At 66.3% G+C, this 14254-nt stretch carries 14 protein-coding genes, 4 tRNA genes and 1 pseudogene; 7 read left to right on the forward strand and 12 right to left on the reverse strand.

The features are described 5' to 3' along the window. Position 1: 1 nt before the first annotated feature. Positions 2 to 1216, reverse strand: a complete 1215-nt coding sequence (locus tag D3H54_RS24890) for an acetyl-CoA C-acetyltransferase (protein WP_168214967.1) — start codon at positions 1214 to 1216, stop codon at positions 2 to 4. Further along, positions 1216 to 1956, reverse strand: a complete 741-nt coding sequence (gene fabG / locus D3H54_RS24895; RefSeq protein ID WP_149382125.1) for a 3-oxoacyl-ACP reductase FabG — start codon at positions 1954 to 1956, stop codon at positions 1216 to 1218. The genes D3H54_RS24890 and fabG overlap by 1 nt, the downstream gene beginning before the upstream one ends. A gap of 95 nt (positions 1957 to 2051) precedes the next feature. On the opposite strand from fabG, the gene D3H54_RS24900 reads away from it, so the two are divergent. Next, positions 2052 to 3227: an acyl-CoA dehydrogenase family protein gene (locus D3H54_RS24900; protein WP_149382127.1), complete on the forward strand. Its 1176-nt coding sequence runs from the start codon at positions 2052 to 2054 to the stop codon at positions 3225 to 3227. After that, complete coding sequence (locus D3H54_RS24905; RefSeq protein WP_149382129.1) at positions 3224 to 4045, forward strand: mycofactocin-coupled SDR family oxidoreductase; 822 nt, start codon at positions 3224 to 3226, stop codon at positions 4043 to 4045. Before D3H54_RS24900 ends, D3H54_RS24905 begins: the two co-directional genes overlap by 4 nt. On the opposite strand, the gene D3H54_RS24910 is transcribed toward D3H54_RS24905, so the two are convergent. The 8 genes and pseudogenes from D3H54_RS24910 to D3H54_RS24945 all read right to left on the reverse strand — a co-directional run bounded on the left by D3H54_RS24910 (position 3999) and on the right by D3H54_RS24945 (position 9013). Then, positions 3999 to 4940 carry an alpha/beta hydrolase gene (locus tag D3H54_RS24910; RefSeq protein ID WP_149382131.1) on the reverse strand — a complete coding sequence of 314 codons (942 nt, stop codon included), beginning with the start codon at positions 4938 to 4940 and terminating at the stop codon, positions 3999 to 4001. The two genes, D3H54_RS24905 and D3H54_RS24910, sit on opposite strands and share 47 nt — an antisense overlap. Beyond that, positions 4937 to 6271: a flavin-containing monooxygenase gene (locus tag D3H54_RS24915; protein WP_432246619.1), complete on the reverse strand. Its 1335-nt coding sequence runs from the start codon at positions 6269 to 6271 to the stop codon at positions 4937 to 4939. The genes D3H54_RS24910 and D3H54_RS24915 overlap by 4 nt, the downstream gene beginning before the upstream one ends. Before the next feature lie 21 nt (positions 6272 to 6292). Beyond that, positions 6293 to 7366, reverse strand: a complete 1074-nt coding sequence (locus D3H54_RS24920; RefSeq protein WP_149382135.1) for a phosphotransferase family protein — start codon at positions 7364 to 7366, stop codon at positions 6293 to 6295. Next, positions 7363 to 8187 (reverse strand): SDR family NAD(P)-dependent oxidoreductase, encoded by an 825-nt coding sequence (locus tag D3H54_RS24925; protein WP_149382137.1) that lies wholly within the window; start codon positions 8185 to 8187, stop codon positions 7363 to 7365. The genes D3H54_RS24920 and D3H54_RS24925 overlap by 4 nt, the downstream gene beginning before the upstream one ends. Then, positions 8184 to 8543: pseudogene (locus tag D3H54_RS24930) on the reverse strand (SDR family NAD(P)-dependent oxidoreductase); the annotation flags it as partial. The pseudogene D3H54_RS24930 and the gene D3H54_RS24925, both read right to left, overlap by 4 nt. Positions 8544 to 8710: 167 nt before the next feature. After that, positions 8711 to 8784 (reverse strand) — tRNA-Phe (locus D3H54_RS24935). Positions 8785 to 8822: 38 nt separating this feature from the next. Next, positions 8823 to 8899 (reverse strand) — tRNA-Asp (locus tag D3H54_RS24940). Between the two features lie 41 nt (positions 8900 to 8940). Continuing rightward, a tRNA-Glu gene (locus D3H54_RS24945) sits at positions 8941 to 9013 on the reverse strand. A gap of 122 nt (positions 9014 to 9135) precedes the next feature. Here D3H54_RS24945 and D3H54_RS24950 point away from each other — a divergent pair. From D3H54_RS24950 to D3H54_RS31335, 4 genes are all read left to right on the forward strand, one after another. Further along, positions 9136 to 9208 (forward strand) — tRNA-Lys (locus D3H54_RS24950). An 87-nt stretch (positions 9209 to 9295) separates the two neighbouring features. Further along, positions 9296 to 9961, forward strand: coding sequence for a GAF domain-containing protein (locus D3H54_RS24955; protein ID WP_149382139.1), 666 nt, complete (start codon positions 9296 to 9298; stop codon positions 9959 to 9961). 98 nt (positions 9962 to 10059) lie between these two features. Next, a complete protein-coding gene (locus D3H54_RS24960) occupies positions 10060 to 11544 on the forward strand; it encodes a sugar transferase (protein WP_149382142.1) in 1485 nt (494 codons plus the stop codon). Between the two features lie 114 nt (positions 11545 to 11658). Further along, the gene (locus D3H54_RS31335) at positions 11659 to 11817 is read left to right on the forward strand and encodes a hypothetical protein (protein ID WP_165760831.1); all 159 of its coding nucleotides are present in this window, start codon (positions 11659 to 11661) and stop codon (positions 11815 to 11817) included. Positions 11818 to 11934: 117 nt separating this feature from the next. Here the strand turns inward: D3H54_RS31335 and D3H54_RS24965 are convergent, their stop codons facing one another. Then, the gene (locus tag D3H54_RS24965) at positions 11935 to 12966 is read right to left on the reverse strand and encodes an oxygenase MpaB family protein (RefSeq protein ID WP_149382144.1); all 1032 of its coding nucleotides are present in this window, start codon (positions 12964 to 12966) and stop codon (positions 11935 to 11937) included. 68 nt (positions 12967 to 13034) lie between these two features. Between D3H54_RS24965 and D3H54_RS24970 the strand changes: the two genes are divergently transcribed. Then, entirely contained in the window at positions 13035 to 13631 is a 597-nt protein-coding gene (locus tag D3H54_RS24970) for a TetR/AcrR family transcriptional regulator (protein WP_149382147.1), read from the forward strand. Here the strand turns inward: D3H54_RS24970 and D3H54_RS24975 are convergent. Next, entirely contained in the window at positions 13613 to 14083 is a 471-nt protein-coding gene (locus tag D3H54_RS24975; protein WP_149382149.1) for a hypothetical protein, read from the reverse strand. The genes D3H54_RS24970 and D3H54_RS24975 overlap by 19 nt on opposite strands. Positions 14084 to 14254 lie beyond the last annotated feature (171 nt).

The following is a 14254-nucleotide window of genomic DNA, read 5'->3' on the forward strand; positions in this document are numbered from 1 at the left end:
GTCAGTACACCCTTTCGAACACCGCGGCCAGGCCCTGGCCTCCGCCGATGCACATCGTTTCCAGGCCGTAGCGCGCGTCGCGCCGGTGCAGTTCGCGGGCCAGGGTGGCCAGCATCCGGCCGCCGGTGGCTCCCACCGGATGCCCGAGCGAGATCCCCGAGCCGTGGACGTTGGTGCGCCCGTGATCGGTATCGGTGAAGTTCCAGGCCCTCATGCATGCCAACGCCTGGGCGGCGAAAGCCTCGTTGAGTTCGATGAGGTCGATGTCGGCCAGCGTCAGACCGGCTTTGACCAAGGCCACCTCGGTGGCCGGCACCGGTCCGATGCCCATCACCTCCGGCCCCACCCCCGCCGACCCCCACGACACCAGCCGCACCAGCGGGGTCAGGCCCAGTTCGGCGGCCTTCTCCGGCGTGGTCACGATGCACATCGACGCGGCGTCGTTCTGCCCGCTGGAGTTGCCCGCGGTGACGGTGGCCTCCGGATCCTGCTTCAGCAGAACCGGTTTGAGCTTGCTCAACGATTCGACAGTAGTGCCGGCACGCGGATGCTCGTCGGTGTCGATCACATCGTCGCCGAGGCGGCTGGTGACCGTGACGGGAATGATCTCCTCGGCCAGGATGCCATCCTTCTGCGCGGCGACCGCCCGCTGATGGGACGCCACCGCCAGCTCGTCCTGCTCCTGGCGGGAGATGCGGTACTCGCGGCGCAGGTTCTCGGCGGTCTCGAGCATGCCGCCCGGCACCGGGTGGTGCTTGCCACCGGCCGTCGTGCGCCCGCGGGCCAGACCGTCGTGCACCCGCACCCCGGTCCGGGCGCCGCCCCAGCGCATGTCGGTCGAGTAGAAGGCGACGTTGCTCATGCTCTCCGCGCCGCCGGCGACGACGAGATCGTTGTCCCCCGAGGCGACCTGCAGGCACGCCTGGATGACGGCCTGCAGACCGGAGCCGCAGCGCCGGTCCACCTGCATACCGGGCACGGTGACCGGCAGGCCCGCGTCGAGCGCGACGACGCGGCCGATCGCCGGCGCCTCGCTGTTCGGATAACAGTGGCCGAGGATCACGTCCTCGACGGCCTCTGGTGCGATCCCGGTGCGCTGCAGCAGACCGTTGAGCGCAGCCACGCCGAGATCAACGGCAGTCAGCGCGGCGAACATGCCGCCGTAGCGGCCGATTGGCGTGCGGACCGGCTCACAGATCACGGCGGTTCTGGGCATCAGAGGTGCCGTCCGCCCGTGACCTCGAGGACCGTTCCGGTCATGTACGACGACAGGTCAGACGCCAGGAACAGCGCCACCTTGGCGACCTCGGAGGGCTCACCCGCACGGCCCATCGGCACCTCGGCCACCTTGGAATCCCAAATGCGTTGCGGCATGGCCTCGGTCATCGCCGACCGGATCAATCCGGGCTGGATGGCGTTGACCCGTACCCCGAGATGGGCCAGTTCCTTGGAGGCCGCCTTGGTCATGCCGACAATGCCGGCCTTGGCCGCCGAGTAGTTGGTCTGCCCGATCATGCCGACCTTGCCGGAGATCGACGACATGTTCACGATCGCGCCGCTCTTCTGCTCGCGCATCACCGTCGACGCCTTCTTCAGCCCGTTCCAGGTGCCCTTCAGATGCACCGAGATCACCTGATCGAACTCGTCCTCGGTCATCTTGCGCAGCGTGGCGTCGCGAGTGATGCCGGCGTTGTTCACCATGATGTCGAAGCGGCCGAACTGCTCGATGGCCGAATCGACGAGTGCGTCGACGTCGGCGTACGCGGTGACATTGCACTGCACCGCACGGGCGACGTCGGCGCCACCGAGCTTGGTGACCGCCTCCTCGGTGGCCTCGCGATTGAGGTCACCGAGTATGACGCGGGCGCCCTCGGCGATGAACTGCTCCGCGATCGCAAAGCCGAGGCCCTGCGCTCCACCGGTGATGACCGCGGTCTGGCCGGCCAGCAGCGACATGTGAACTCCTAAGTTCCTCGAACGGACCCCCGAATTCCCAACATCATATTTCATATATGATCGCGCCTGGCAGCGCCCCCGACCCAAGGAGCCTGATGACCGGCCCGACGACCGACGTCAGCGACGACGACTTCCGCGAGATCCTGGCGCAGACCCGCCAGTTCGTGCGAACCGCCGTGGTTCCGCGCGAAGCCGAGATCCTCGCCGAGGACAAGGTGCCCGACGACCTGCGCGACCAGGCAAAAGCGATGGGCCTCTTCGGCTACGCCATCCCGCAGGAATGGGGTGGCCTCGGCCTGAACATCGCCCAGGATGTGGAGCTGGCCATGGAACTGGGGTACACCAGCCTGGCCCTGCGGTCGATGTTCGGCACCAACAACGGCATCGCCGGGCAGGTCCTCGTCGGGTTCGGCACCGACGAGCAGAAGTCGCGCTGGCTGGAGCCGATCGCCTCCGGCGACGTGGTCGCGTCGTTCGCGCTGACCGAGCCGGGTGCCGGTTCCAACCCGTCCGGACTGAAGACGAAAGCCGTTCGGGACGGCGGGGATTGGGTGATCAACGGCCGCAAGCAGTACATCACCAACGCCCCGGTGGCGAACCTGTTCATCGTGTTCGCCCGGACCCGGCCTGCCGACGAGAACTGCGCCGGGATCGCAGTCTTCCTGGTGCCCGCCGAGACGCCGGGCGTTGAGATCGGGGTGAAGGACGCCAAGATGGGCCAGGAGGGTGCCTGGACCTCCGATGTGAACTTCACCGACGTGCGGGTGGGTGACGACACCCTGATCGGCGGTAGTGAGGACATCGGTTACCGCGCGGCGATGACCTCGCTGGCCCGCGGCCGCATCCACATCGCGGCGCTGGCAGTCGGTTCCGCCCAGCGCGCACTCGACGAGTCCGTCAGCTACGCGGCCACGGCGACCCAGGGCGGCACGCCGATCGGCAGTTTCCAACTGGTGCAAGCGATGCTGGCCGATCAGCAGACCGGGGTGATGGCCGGACGTGCACTGGTACGCGACGCGGCACGCAAGTGGATCGACGACGAAGACCGCAGGATTGCGCCGTCGGTAGCCAAGCTGTTCTGCACCGAGATGGCCGGCAACGTCGCCGATCTCGCGGTCCAGGTACACGGCGGCGCCGGGTACATGCGCGGTGTGCCCGTCGAGCGGATCTACCGCGAGGTCCGGCTGTTACGGCTGTACGAGGGCACCAGCGAGATTCAGCGCCTCATCGTGGGCGGCGGACTGGTCAAGGAAGCGCAGCGCAAGCAATGACGGGAAAGCTCAGCGGCAAGGTCGCATTCATCACCGGCGCCGCCCGCGGCCAGGGCCGGGCCCACGCGGTGAAGATGGCCCGCGAGGGTGCCGACATCATCGCCGTCGACATCGCAGGCAAGCTGCCGGACTGCGTTCCGTACAACCCGGCCACGCCGGAGGACCTGGCCGAGACCGTGCGTCTGGTCGAAGCAACCGGACAGCGCATCCTGTCGGCGGTGGCGGACACCCGCGACCTCGATGGGCTCAAGGACGTGGTGCGAGACGGCGTGGCCACGTTGGGCCGCCTCGACATCATCGTCGCCAACGCGGGCATCACCTCGCCGGCGGCGTGGGACGACATCACCCCGGAGGCCTTCCGGGATGTCATGGACGTCAACGTGACTGGTACCTGGAACACCGTGATGGCCGGTGCGCCGGCAATCGTCGAGGGCGGTCGCGGCGGGTCGATCATCCTGATCAGCTCGGCGGCCGGGATCAAGCTGCAGCCGTTCATGGTGCACTACACCGCCAGCAAGCACGCTGTCACCGGGATGGCCAGGGCATTCGCCGCCGAGCTCGGCAAGCACAACATCAGGGTCAACAGCGTTCATCCGGGACCGGTCAACACCGACATGGGCACCGGCGACATGGTGGCGGAACTGGGCAAGGCGATGGAGACCAACCCGGCGCTGCAGAACATGATGCTGCCGTTCCTGCCGATCTACATCGCCGAGCCCGAGGACATCGCCGACACGGTCTGCTTCCTGGCCAGCGACGAGGCAAAACTTATTACCGCTGAGGCGATTTCAGTCGATCAGGGCTCGACGAAGTACTGAGGGTACGGGTCAGGAAGGCCACCTGGTCGCCGGCGGCCTTCTCGAACCAGTCGTGACCGGGCCACACGTCGAAATGATCGCAGGGATAGTGATGTACCTGTCCGCGGCCCAGCACCGCGGTCTTGACCACCGATTCGGCAGGCACGTAGCGGTCGAAATCGGCGACCTGAACCAGCAGCGGGCACCGTAACCGCTTGGCGGCGTCCGCCGTTCGGATCGACGCGATCTGCAGGCCTACCGCGGAGTCGACCTCGTTGCGCCAGGTCGGTCCGGCCATCGCGGTATAGCTCTCGTAGGCGCCGTCCAGGGCCAGCGCTCCCGGCTCACCGGGACGGCCGACCAGGGGCATCAACGTCGGGCGGCGACCGCGCGCCACATCGACCCGGCTTTTGAGGCCCACCGCCGTCCATTTCAATGCCTGCCCGACATCGCGGTGTTCGACGGCCGCACGACTGACGGCCACGCCGCTGGTCAGGGGCGTCATCGCGATCACGCCCGCGACGTCGGTGTGGTCGGCGGCCACCCGGATCACATGGCCACCGGACATCGAGGATCCCCACAGCACAATGCGGCCCGCGTCGACACCGGGCAGCCGCTTGGCCGCGGTGATCGCGGCCTCGAAGTCGGCGATCTGTCCGGCCACCGAAACCGTCTGCCGCGGTTCGCCGTCCGATGCACCGAAGCCCCGGTAGTCGAAGGCCAGCACGTCCACGCCTGCCGCGCTGATCCGCTCGGCGAACGGCTCCAGTCCGGAGTCCTTCGTTCCCCCGAAGCCATGGCCCATGACCACCACCGGGCGCCCGGCCGGGCCGGCGAAAGAGTCACCCTGGCCGGGGAAATGCCATGCGCTGCAGCGCACCCCGGACGAATCGAATGTGACGTCGGCCCGGCTCATACGGCAACCCGTCGGCGACGCGCCAGTTCGGCACGCTTCATGCCCGCAGGTAGTTCCCTGGTGCGGATGTCGTGGTCGTAGTGGAAGTAGTCGACCTGCTGGGTGTGCCGCGGGCGGTCGGTGCAATGCCCCACGTAGAGCTTCTGATCGGCGTCGATCACGCGTTCCATCTCGGCGGCCGGTGGCAGCGCATAGCGCCCCACCGCGTAGGCGGCCAGCAGCTTCGCCTGGCACTCGATGAACGGAAACAACGTCGGCACCGCCTGGGCGAAGCCGATGAACACCAGATTGTCCATGCCTGGCTTGAACATTCGCTTGTACAGCCGGATGGCGTTGTCCGGTGCGTTGATGAACTCAGGATCGAAGAACGGGAACGTGATGTTGTAACCGGTGGCGTAGACGATCACGTCGAACACACCGCTGGTGCCGTCGTCGAAGTGGACGGTGTCCCCGTCGAGGCGGCTCACGTTGGGCTTCGGGATGACGTCACCGGACCCCAGCCGCAGCGGGAGTTCCACCGATTGCGTGGGATGCGCCTCGAACAGCTTGTGGTTGGGCGCGGGCAGGCCGTACAACTCAGGGTTGATGCCCATCGCGGGCGCCAGCAGCTGAACGGCCTTGCGCTGCCAGGACAACGGGATGTACGGCGATGTCTGCCACACGCTGTCACCAGGGCGCCCGGCGATGTACTTGGGCACGATCCAGGCACTCGAACGGGTCGACAGCGTCACCGTGTTCTGCAGGGTCCGAGACGACAGCTCGACGGTGATGTCGGCAGCGCTGTTGCCGATGCCGACCACCAAGATTCGTTTGCCGGTCAGATTCAGCGGAGTCTGCGGGTCGATGTAGTGGTGGGAATGGATTGTCTCGCCGGTGAATTCACCGGGGAAGTCCGGATAGCGGGCGTCCCAGTGGTGGCCGTTGCCGACGACCAGCAGGTCGAACTCCCGCGTCTGACCCTTCTGGTCGGTGATCTCCCAGCGGCCGTCGGAGTTCAGGCCGGCGTGCTGGACGCCGTTGTTGAACTCGATGTTCTCTTCCAGCCCGAACGTCTCGGCGTAGGAATCGAGGTAGGTCTTGATGTCGCTGTGGTGCGGGAACGATGGGAAGTGTTCCGGAATGGGGAAGTCCCGGAACGACAACCGTTGTTTGGAGGTGTCGATGTGCAGCGACCGGTAGGCGCTGCTCAACCCGTTGGGGTTGGCGAAGGCCCAGTTGCCGCCGATGCGGTCGGACAGTTCGAAGGTGGTGTAGGGCACGCCATAGTCCTTGAGCATTTTGCCCGAGGTCAGTCCGCTGACCCCCGCGCCGATGATCGCGGTGCGGGGCATGGATTCGCCCAACGTGTACTCCTAGCTTGTTACGAGCTCTAGTGTGCCCAGGTCGCGGATGGCGGCGCATCCCCGGCGCAGCATCGCGGCCATCATGTCGTCGCCGCGTTCGGTTTCCACCGCGAACGCACAACCCAGTGCGGAGATCAGCGGAACCTGGATCATCCCCAGAAGGTAGTCGTGCCAGCAGGTGGCCGCGTCGTAGTCGGCAACCCCGGTATCGAGCAGGGCCCGGTGATACTCCGCGACGAGGTCCCGCTCCGCCTTGGCGCGCAGCGCTGGTTCCAGGCTGGTTCCGGTGAAGTACGCCAGGTCGCGGCCCGCCAGCCCGACACCGAGGGTCTGCCAGTCGACCACGCTGACCCGATCGCCATCGAAGAGCAGGTTGTCCAGCCGGTAGTCACCGTGCAGCAGAGCGAACCGGTCCGGCGCGTTCAGCAGCCACGGCGTCACCAGATCCATTGCCGCCAACAACGTTTCGGCGTCCTGCGCGTTCAGCCTGGATCCGAGTTTGTCGATGGTGATGCCGGCGGCCATTTTCGAGATGTCACCGAGCCCCCGGATGGCGTCCTCCCCGACAACCGACATCGCCAGGCCGGGGAAGGTCTGCCAGCGTTCGTCACACCAGGTCGGTCCGTGCAAACCGGCCAGGGCGCGCACCGCCAGGCGGGCCTGCGGCAGATCGCAGCCGGCGATCTGGTCGCCCTGGACGGCCGGGGCCTGATCGGCCAGCAACAGGGCGTAACTGGCTCCGTCATTGGCGATCTCGACGTGGTAGCACCGCGGGATCGGGATGGTCACCAGCTCGGCGACGGACTGATAGAACGCACACTCGCTGCGGTAGCCCAGCGTCACCCGGTCCCGCACGGCGTCGTCATTGGCGGGCAGTTTCAGGATGAAGCTGCCCGGCAGGTTGTCCGGGTTCTCGGCGTAGGTGGCCGTGACGCGGAACGTCGCGCCCGTCTGCCCGGTGCCCACCGGCGTCACCTCGACGGTGGCGACGTCGGCCGCCGAACCGGAACTGCGCAGAACGCCGGCCAGCCAGTCGCTGGTGACATCGGTGGGATAGCGAGGGATCGCGGTCGCGGCGCTCATGGTGTGGGCTGCCTTCCATCGGAGCGTTGTCGGTCGACGAAGCGCACAGCCATCCGGTTGAGCAAGCCGGGTGCCAGACGCGCGAAAAGCCATGCCGCGCGGGCCTGACGAGGTGCGACCAGGAGGGCCTTGTTGCGTTCGATGGCCCGCAGCGTATCGGCGGCCAACCGGTCCGGGCTATAGAAAGTCTCATTGCGCTGGCCCATCCGGTAGAACTCGCGGCCGTTGAAGTCGCCGAGCCAGCCTTTGTCGAGAATCGGGGTGTCCACCGCGGTCGGGCAGATGGCCAGCACTCCGACCCCGTGGCCGAGGGCTTCGGTGCGCAGCGCCAGCGACAGGCCGACGACGGCGTGCTTTGTCATCACGTAGCTGGTGATCCGGCCGGCGGCGGCGAGACCCGCCATCGATGCGGTGTTGATGATGTGGCCGCCCTTCTGGCGGACCATCTGCGGGTAGGCCGCGTGCACCCCGTGCACGACACCGCGGACGTTCACGTCGATGATGCTGTTCCACTGATCCAGGGTGAGCAGTTCGGTGTCGCCGCCCCAGGTGATGCCGGCGTTGTTGAACAGCAGGTCGATTCGGCCGGCATGCTCGACGACACCATCGACCGCCTGCTGGACGGCGGCGGCGTCGGTGACGTCGAGTTGCACGGGTGTCCCCCGCTTGCTCAGCGAGGCGGCGGTGCGTTCGGCGGCGGCGCCGTCGATGTCGGTGCACAGCACGTCGGCTCCGGCATCGGCCAGCGCCCGGCACAGTGCCGCACCGATTCCCGAGCCGGCGCCGGTGACGATCGCCTGCTTGCCGACGAACCGCGTCACGCCGAGGCCATCCGGTCGACGTGGGCGAGCACGTCGGGATAGCGCTTGAGGTGGGCACCGCCGTTGAGGTCCAGAACCTCGCCGGTGAGCCAGGAGGCCTGGTCCGAGCAGAGGAACAGCACCGCCTCGGCGACATCCTCGGGAACGCCGTCGGCCATGGTCACCAGTTCGGTCAGCGGAGTGTGGACGAAGCCCGGTGAGACGGCGTTGACCCGGACGCCGCGCGGGCCCTTCTCGAGCGCGGCGACCTGGGTCAGCTTGGCCAGTCCGGCTTTGGCCGAGCAATAGGCGCTCATGCCCGACGCGGCGAGCCGGGCGTTGAGCGAGGTGATCGACACCAGCGAGCCGCCCACGACAACCGCCCGTTGCGCTGCTGCTTCCGACATCCCGCCTCCTGTGCACGATCGCGCGGGTCCGCTCATGTCGCGTCTACTGTAAGCGATACGGCAAGAGTCGCGGTAGAGCGACCTCCGGAAGCGATACTGGGAAAGAGCCCAGAAACGGACGGGCTGACGAAGCTGAGTGGCCAGGGCCGGGATCGAACCGGCGACCTTCCGCTTTTCAGGCGGACGCTCGTACCAACTGAGCTACCTGGCCGGAAGGCACTGCGTCAATCCAATGCCTCACCACATACATGGCGACCCTGACGGGACTCGAACCCGCGACCTCCGCCGTGACAGGGCGGCGCGCTAACCAACTGCGCCACAGGGCCTTACTCGTACATCTCGCTTCCGACGATACCGTCGTCACGCGTACCCCCAACGGGATTCGAACCCGTGCTACCGCCGTGAAAGGGCGGCGTCCTAGGCCACTAGACGATGGGGGCCAGAACCGAATCACTTCGGGGTACTCACAACGACTGCACGTTAGAGCGTCGTTAGCTTAGGGCACCACAGGCTCAATCCCAAAACCGAGTGGCATCACCGAAGGCAGTATTGTGTGCGTCGCGCCCCTATAGCTCAGTCGGTAGAGCTACGGACTTTTAATCCGCAGGTCCCAGGTTCGAGCCCTGGTGGGGGCACGACAGGGGGATGAACGGGTCTTTCGCGAGAATGCGGACCTTTCTGACATCGCCCGTCGCCGTCGGGGGTGACCTATCGTGAACGACATGAGTGACGCGACGCCGCAGCCCGCAGGCAGCGCTGGGCACGGTTCGCGCCCCGGCGTCGACCGCCAAACCGGCCGGCATGTGATCGCGCGTCTGGTCGGGCCCGAACACGACCAGACGGTGCAAGCGGTGGTCGATCAACTGTCCGGTGAGCAGAGCGCGGTCGACGCGATCGTCGACGACGCCGTGTCGGACCCCGAGCGCCTGGAAGCGCTGGAGCGGCTCGGCAACCACGACGACAACCGCAGCGCGACGCTGGATCGGGTGGCGGTCCTGACCGCTGAGGCGCTGGGCACCCCGATGGCAGCGGTGTCCATCGTGTACCCCGACCGGCAGGTGCTGGCCGGGAGCACCGCGAGCGACGAGTCGCTGCCGCGCGTGCGGCCGATCGAGATGTCGATCTGCAAATTCACCGTCGCCAGCCGCGAGCCGCTGGTGGTCGACGACACCCGGGCGCATCCCCTACTGGCGGACCATCCAGCGGTCAAGGAAGGGGTACTGGCCTACGCCGGAATTCCGCTGATCGACAGCAACGGTCATGTCGCTGGAACGTTGTGCACGTGGGACACTCGCCCGCGGCACTGGTCCAGCGGCCAGGTCCAGATCCTCAACGATCTCGCCGCCGTCGCGCGCCAACGACTCCTCGCCGAGCCAGGCGACAAGTGATCTTTGCCAAAAAGCGCCACACGGGGGGATATGTGACTCGACGGGTACCGACATCGGGTAGCGTCCCGCCTGTGGTTCGGTGGGTGAAGTGAGCGGTCATGGCGACACGAACCCTTCACGTCGAGAATCCGCCGGCCGCGCAGGCTCGTAACGGTACGTCGGGCCCGCGCAAGAAAACCTTTGCCGAGCGAGTCCGCACCGATCCGTTGAGCACCATCATCACGGTCGCCATCGACGTTCTATCGGTGTCGATCGCAACCGCCCTGGGCGCGTGGTGGGCGATGTCCACCAACGACTACCCCCCGGATCTGTGGTTGGCCATCCTGTTCGTCCCGGTGGTGATCGCCACACTCGGCGCACGGGGCGTCTATCGGCGTCGCTTGAACCGGGAGTTCCTCGACGAGATCGGGCCCATCGAAGCGACTGTCGCGATTTCGACGATGTTCCTGCTCGCCGGCATGCTGCTCACCCATGAGTCCGGTCGACCGGGGTCGACCGTGCTGAAGATCTGGCTCTGCGCCGCGGTCCTCATGCCGTTCGGCCGATTGATCCGGGTGATCATCCAGCGCAGCCTTCGGCGACACCACCACCTCGTGGCGCCCACCCTCATCGTCGGCAACGGCCGCGTCGCCGGCCACATCATCAACCGCCTCGAGGAGTTCCCGGAATACGGTCTCGGGCCGGTTGGCATCATCGACGCCGAACCGTGGTTCGGTCAGGCGGGCGACCCGAGGCCCGACATCCCCTACCTGGGGCCGCCGGAGGACATCGACAAAGCGATTCGGGAGACCAGAGCGCAGAACGTCGTCATCGCGTTCTCCCGGACCCAAGATCAGGTGCTGACCCACGTGGTCCGAGCCGCCCACCAGAACGGCCTGCGGGTCTGGGTCGTGCCGCGCATGTTCGACACGATCGGCGAGCGAGCCCGCATCGAGCACGTCGGCGGTACCCCCTTGCTGGCGCTGCCGCACACCAACCCGCGCGGCTGGCAGTTCACCGTCAAGCACGTCTTCGACCGGGTGATGTCTTTCCTTCTGCTGCTGTTTATCTCGCCGGTCTTCCTCACCCTGGTGCTCCTCGTGAAGTTGAGCTCGCCGGGACCGATCTTCTTCCGCCAGCCGCGGGTTGGACGCGACGGACGCGTATTCGACTGTCTGAAATTCCGCACCATGCGGGCACCCGACGCCGCCGATGCGGCGTTCCAGCTCAAGACCGGTGCCGCGCCCGGAGGCGTGGAAGGTGTCGACCGCCGTACCAAGATCGGCAAAATTCTGCGTGCCACATCGCTCGACGAGCTGCCGCAGTTCCTCAACGTGCTTAAGGGCGAGATGAGCCTGGTGGGTCCCCGGCCGGAGCGGCCGGAGTTCGTCGAGTTGTTCGAGGCACAGATCCAGCGATACGGCGAGCGTCACCGCGTTCGGGCCGGCGTCACCGGCTGGGCTCAGGTACACGGCCTACGTGGGCAGACGTCGATCGCCGATCGCGCCGAGTGGGACAACTACTACATCGAGAACTTCTCGATCGCCCTCGACCTCAAGATCTTGGCGCTGACGATTCCCGCGGTGCTGCGTCGCGCGGAGTAAAGCTTCGATAACGGCGCGTTGGCTGGTGTGTGAAAAATGCCCGGACCGGGTAACTCACAGTTAACGCATCGGCGAACGGGGCAGTCCCGTTTCACGCGCGCCTCAGGAGTTAACATGAGTCACCCACTGCTCACGTCGACCGATGTCATCCGCCACGCGATCGCCGACCAAGTACGGCGCCTGGGCGGCAATGACGAGAACATCGATGACATCGCCTTTGCCGCGTCCTATGCCGTGATGTGCTGGGGTTTGGCTGCAGCCGAAAGCAATTGACGTTCGCGTCTGTTCAGCACCCGAGCCCTGTGCGCCGCACGCTTCACCGGACCACGGGACCCGACTAGCTGACCACAGCCGACGTTCGCTTTCGGTTCCCGGTCTCGTCGACGAACGTCAGGACGCCACATCCTTCGCCGGGCATGTGTCGCCCAGGTAGTGAATTCCCTTGTGGCGCTCCCCTTTCGGCGGCAGATTGCGAGCCGGGGTGTGGAGCAGCGGGGCATCGGCGGGAATCCGGCCGGTGGCGCGATCCCACCCAGCACGCGCACGCGGGTGCATCCGACGACGCTCGGGCAAGACCTTGAACGCCAGATTGACCACGCGGCCGAACAGCCTGTGCAGGCGCTCATCTCGCTTCGACCACGTGTAGCCCATCAGGTCGCGGACCGGCTGATCGTAGAGCCCGACGGTGATCCAGACCGCGACCGGACCGAGCACCTTGAGGTACGCCGACCACAGAAAATCGGGAATCCATTGCAGCGAAGGATGTTTGGGCATCGTCGACAGGTCAAGAACCTCGCGGGTGGCCCAATTGTTCTCGAGCACGTTGCGGCACATGCGATCCCAGTAGACCTGGAATTCCTCCCAGCTTGCCGGCACCGGCCGCATGCTCATGCCGTACATCCGGTACCACGTGACGTGCTCGTCGAACAGTTGACGTTTCTCGTCCTCGGTCAGACCGTCACCGAAATGCTCGGCGGTCAGCACCGTGCCCATGAAAAACGTTGCGTGGGCCCAATAGAAGACGTCCGGGTTGAGCGCACTGTAGCGGCGCCCTTGGGAGTCCACGCCCTTGATCGGAATGTGGTAGTCACGCACTTCCGCACCGGTCTCCGGTGCCCGTTCACCGTCGAACACCACACCCCCGATGGGGTAGAGCGATCGCAACAGCCGAGGCAGCCGCTCGATGAAGAAGATCGAGTGCTGCTCGACGGCGGCACCGAGTTGAGGATGCATGTTCTGCATCGAGCCGGCCCACGGCCCTTGGAGTAGTCCGCGCCAGTCACCGAAGTATTTCCACGTCAGCGACTCGGGGCCCAGCACCGCCGGCGGGCTGTCGTATCCGCCGTCGGTCACCGGGCAGCCGGACGCCACTTGCGCGCCCTCGCTGGTGACGGGGCACGATTCGGAAGTATCTTGACTCAACTGGTGACCTTCCCGAGGAAGTCTGGCATTTTGACTACATGCGTTGTCACCAAGAGCTTAGGAGCGATGTGACGCCGGGTCAACGACGGGGCCGCTGGTCCGGCGTCCCACTGCCGGACCGGCAGGCGTTGCGCCGCGACGAACTGATCGCCGCCGGCGTCACACTGCTCGGCAGCCCCGGCGGCCCGGCGCTGACGGTGCGGGCGGTCTGCCGCCATGCCGGCCTGACCGAGCGCTACTTCTACGAAAGCTTCTCCGACCGGGACGAGTTCGTCCGAGCCGTCTACGACGACGTCTGCACTCGCGCCATGACCGCACTGACATCGGCCGCGACGCCGCGCGCGGCAGTCGAACAGTTCGTGAGCCTGATGGTGGACGATCCGGTTCGAGGCCGGGTGCTGCTGCTGGCGCCACAGGTCGAAGCCGTGCTGATCCACTCCGGTGCCGAGTGGATGCCCAGCTTCATCGAGCTGCTGCAGAGCAAGCTGACGGCGATCAGCGATCCGGTGTTGCAGAAGATGATGGCCACCGGGCTGATCGGCGCGCTGACCGCGCTGTTCACCGCTTACCTCGACGGCCGGCTGTCGGCCTCGAGGGAGCAGTTCATCGACTATTGCGTCGACCTGCTGCTCGCTCGTACGGCGAGTTATCCGCCGGCGACCTGACCCGCCTCACCCGGAACGTTGCCGGTCTGATCAAGTTCGCTCGACTCGCTCTGCTGCGCTTCGGCCTGCGCCTTGGCGAGCTGCTCCTCATAGTCGGCGCGAGCCGCGCGTCCTTCGGGGCTGCCGATCGAGTTGCCCGGCACGCCGGCCGTCGCGAAGGTGTTGTTGCAGTTCAGGTACAGCAACACACGGTTGCCGGGGTTCGTGCCGCTGGAGTCGAGGAAGTCCGCGCTGCGTGATCCGGTGACCATGCACTGGTCGGTCGGCAGGAAGCTCCCGACGCGGGTGGCGATGGTCGCCGACTGGCCGGCGTCGCTGATCGCCTGCGCCGCATCGGCGTACGTCTGGCCCGCGTATTCGTTGGTTGCTGACGCGACGCCGGAACCGAACATCGCAACCGATGCGACCGCCGCACCGGCCGCACTAACGCCGAGGACCAAACAGTTCTTCATCGCGACCTCCGGGATGTGCATTTCCTGTGCATTTGCGTACCACACGCTGGGTATGACTGGTGCGCAAATAATACGCCGGGTCGTGGAAGTCTGCAGTCCGGCGAACGAGTTCCATGGACCGTTATCAACATGCCGAGAGGAGGAACTTGAATGTCACCGAGATACACAGAT

This window comes from Mycobacterium sp. ELW1 (assembly GCF_008329905.1).
Taxonomy (GTDB): domain Bacteria; phylum Actinomycetota; class Actinomycetes; order Mycobacteriales; family Mycobacteriaceae; genus Mycobacterium.